Source organism: Chryseobacterium sp. SIMBA_029 (genome assembly GCF_046535275.1).
GTDB lineage: Bacteria > Bacteroidota > Bacteroidia > Flavobacteriales > Weeksellaceae > Chryseobacterium.
Map to the genome: position 1 here is coordinate 1 of NZ_JAWRXA010000942.1, position 229 is coordinate 229.

Annotated in this window: 1 protein-coding gene; it reads right to left on the reverse strand. The window is 67.7% G+C overall.

Going from position 1 to position 229, the window contains the following annotated elements; genetic code table 11:
• A partial coding sequence (locus SB679_RS26600) for a hypothetical protein (protein WP_410705461.1) occupies positions 1–229 on the reverse strand: 229 nt, incomplete at both ends.

The window sequence follows — 229 nt, forward strand, 5'->3', positions numbered from 1 at the left end:
CGATCACGCGCTGGTACCCGTCGATGCGCGACCCTGTCCTGGACACTGCCGCCCGCGACGGCGGCGCGGCTGGTTTGCCCTGGCCGACCTGTTTCGCGAGCTTGCGCACTACTTCATCAAGGGTCGCCACGCCATCCACCATGTTTTCGGCTTTCGCGGCCTGCGCGCTGAGTGTGCGGCCCTCACCCATGCCCTCCCGCACTTTCGCGACCTCGACGCCGCGATTCCT